The 3,620-nt window shown below is 48.0% G+C and carries 3 protein-coding genes; all 3 read right to left on the minus strand.

What is annotated here, in order from left to right:
- The coding region (locus tag ACWA6V_RS19065) for a hypothetical protein (protein ID WP_449523978.1) at positions 1–967 on the minus strand (967 nt) is incomplete at its 3' end.
- A 206-nt stretch (positions 968–1,173) separates the two neighbouring features.
- Positions 1,174–1,557, minus strand: a complete 384-nt coding sequence (locus ACWA6V_RS19070; protein ID WP_449523979.1) for a RidA family protein — start codon at positions 1,555–1,557, stop codon at positions 1,174–1,176.
- A gap of 59 nt (positions 1,558–1,616) precedes the next feature.
- On the minus strand, positions 1,617–3,620 hold a 2,004-nt coding region (locus ACWA6V_RS19075), incomplete at its 5' end, for a RelA/SpoT family protein (RefSeq protein WP_449523980.1).

Here is a 3,620-nt window from a genome sequence, read left to right on the forward strand (position 1 = left end):
CCTCCATGGAGCTCACGCCAACTACTTTTTTAGTGCCAGACGAATAAATCAGCTGGCCTTTAATATCATATTTTGAATCCGCGATAACCAGTTCGCGCTTCAGTTCTGGATCTTTCAAGTTGACTTTAAAAATTGCCTGACGTTTATCGTGATAAGCACGAATGTATAATTCATCGGCATTCAAACCAAAACCCAAGACATTCACTTGTTGCTCGGAGAAAACTTTATATGTCCATAGTTCTCGCCACTTATTAGAGTCTGCACTTTTTTCCATAATAGTGACTTCACCATTTTTGTAGTGCTGACCTATGCGCACGCGATGCTGCTGATCTGTCAGCCAGTAGCTAACATTGCTTTTTGTTTCTTGATAAAGCGTAGCTTGTTGCGTTTTGATATTGAACTTATAAACGACCGCGTCATTCATAAACCCCCGATCAACACCTGGGAACTCCATCAGTATGTGATCGGGATCATCAGGTAGACTATCAACTATCCAGTTGCGCACTGAAGGGCGTATTTTGTAACGTTTGAGAAATTTACTGCTTACTGGCCTGATGATTTTATCTGCCTGTGTGTCAATTAAAATCAAATCATGGTCACGAGTTTTAAATCTAACAGTCTGCATTATTATTTGGGTGTCGCGCTCAGATGGAGTGAAAACCGCCGCCATCAGCGTTTTATTGTCTTTCCAACTGATCCAGTTAAAAAAGTATTCTGTGTTATCGGTAAACAAAACAATTTTGTTTTTTTGGGTGTCCAAGTCCATTACTTGTACAGCAACGCCCTGGGTTTGGCCTACGTTAATCCGAATTGTGGATGCTAGTTTTTTTCCGTCAGGCGACAACACTAAACGGCTGACATCCGGTAGTTGGGAAAAATCTTCAGTAGTAAGACGTGTCACTGATAAGGCGACAGATGAGAACATAGCCAAACAAATTACTAGCAGTAAATTTACAAATAGCTTCATATAGCATCCTTTTAACCCTGGCATTCGCCTGCTTAATTTTTATATATGCAATTGACAATGGTGATTTAAAAATCCGCACTCAACTGCATCACTACAATAATTCACATCAATTGCTTCAACAAGTTTTAAGCGACCATTCACGTTTTTTAAACAAAAAAATACCCGACGAATCGGGCATTTTTATTAGCAAAAAAAAGAATAAAGATTTAAATAACCATTACCCCATCGGCCTCAATCAGCGAAGCGCGAGGTAATTGGTTGATGCCTACGGCAGCACGCGCTGGATATGGTTGCTGGAAATACTGCCCCATCACTTCATTCACAATCGGGAAGTTGGCGAGATCAGTAAGGTAGATGTTGAGTTTGACTATATCTTTCAAGCCACCACCAGCAGCTTCACATACAGCTGCGAGATTTTTGAATACTTGATGCGCTTGCGCAGCAAAATCACCATCAACCAATTGCATGGTTTTAGGGTCGAGTGGGATTTGGCCAGAGAGATAAACCGTGTTGTTTACCTTCACCGCCTGGGAATAGGTGCCTATGGCGGCGGGGGCGTTGTCGCTGTGAATAATAGCTTTATTGGTCATAGGAGAACCTTTATTGGTTTTTTCAAAAGAGGGAAGAGCGAGAGTATAGAGGATTATTGCTAGTTTTTACTGCGATTCACCCGAATCACAAAACTCAGGTTGCGGATGCGGCGCATGATATTGGCGAGATGGATTCGATTATGCACGCCAATACACAAGTGGATCACGCTGTTATGCGCATCGCGCTCATGGACATTGATGTGCTCGATACTCGCACCCTGTTCAGTAATACGCGTAGCAAGTGTTGCGATAATGCCGCGGTCACTTTCCACCTCGACACGCACATCCACCAAAAACTCGCCGCTTACCGTTGCAGCCCAGTTCACCTGGCTGATTTTGTCGGGATAGTTGCGGATCTCGGCGATATTGCGGCAGGTGTCTTGATGGATCACTAACCCTTTGCCGGAGCTGACGTGGCCGATAATCGGATCACCCGGAATCGGGCGGCAACAGCGCGCGAAACTGATCATCATGCCTTCAGCGGAATCGATGGTAATCGCCGAGTTGAGCGACCCCGAGCGACCTTTCACATCAGCATCTGGTTGTAGCAACTTGACCAGCGAGTAAACCACTTTGTTACCCAGGCCAATCTCTTCGTAGAGCTTGTCCATGGAGTCCACCTGTGCGCCCATCAGCAGTTTGTGCTGCTGTTCATCACCCAGATGTTCCAGATCGATGTGATTTTCTGCCAGCGCGCGGCTTAGCATTCGTTTACCAAGAGTGACGGACTGATGATGACGCTGGTGCTTGAGGTAGTGGCGGATCGCCGAGCGCGCTTTGGCCGATACCGCAAAATTAAGCCAATTCGGATTGGGCTGTGCGCCCTGCGCGGTGATGATCGCCACTTTTTGGCCACTCAAAAGCGGCTGCGATAAGGGCGCCATGCGCTCGTTGATGCGGCAGGCGACGCAGGTATTGCCCACATCGGTGTGCACGGCATAGGCAAAATCGACGGGCGTCGCACCGGTAGGCAACTCGACAATCTTGCCCTTGGGGGTAAACACATACACCTCGTCGGGAAAGAGATCGATCTTGACGTTTTCGATAAATTCGAGCGAGTTGCCGGCGTTTTTCTGCATTTCCAACAGCCCTTGCACCCATTGGCGCGCGCGGCTGTGGCTGGCGTTAATGGGTTCATCGCTATTGGACTTGTAGAGGAAATGGGCAGCGATACCGCTGTTGGCCATTTCATCCATCTCTTTGGTGCGAATCTGCACCTCAATAGGCACGCCGTGCATACCTACCAATACGGTATGCAGTGATTGGTAGCCGTTGGTTTTAGGGATAGCGATGTAATCTTTAAACTCGCTGGTCACCGGTTTATAAAGGTTGTGTACCACACCGAGTACGCGGTAACAGGTGTCTACCGTATCCACTACGATGCGGAACGCATAGACATCCATAATTTCTTTGAAGAACTTTTTCTTCTGGCGCATCTTTTCGTAGATGCTGAACAAATGCTTCTCGCGGCCAATGACAATCGAGTTGATATTCTCTTTGGCAAGACGCTTTTCGAAGGAAGTCTGAATCTGCTCCACCAACTCTTTGCGATTGCCGCGCGCGGTTTTGAGCGCGGCTTGCAAGCGCGTTGCGCGCAGGGGATACATGCAGTAGAAGCTGCGATCTTCCAGCTCCAGACGCACCTCGTTCATCCCCAGGCGATGGGCAATAGGGGCGTAGATTTCGAGGGTTTCTTTGGCAATACGGCGCTTTTTATCGGGCGGCATAGCGCCAAGAGTGCGCATATTGTGGAGACGGTCAGCGAGTTTGACCAGAATCACGCGCAGATCATTGGCCATGGCCAGTGCCATCTTCTGGAAGTTTTCGGCCTGCTTCTCGGCGTGGGATTCAAATTCAATCTGGGTGAGCTTGGATACACCGTCTACCAAATCCGCTACCGAATCGCCAAATTGGCCAGCGATGGCTTTTTTGCTGATGCCCGTATCTTCAATCACATCGTGCAGCATGGCGGCCATCAGGCTTTGATGGTCCATATGCATGGTGGCGAGGATATCGGCAACCGCGAGGGGATGGGTGATGTAGGCTTCGCCGCTGCGACGTTT

This window comes from Cellvibrio sp. (assembly GCF_053579595.1).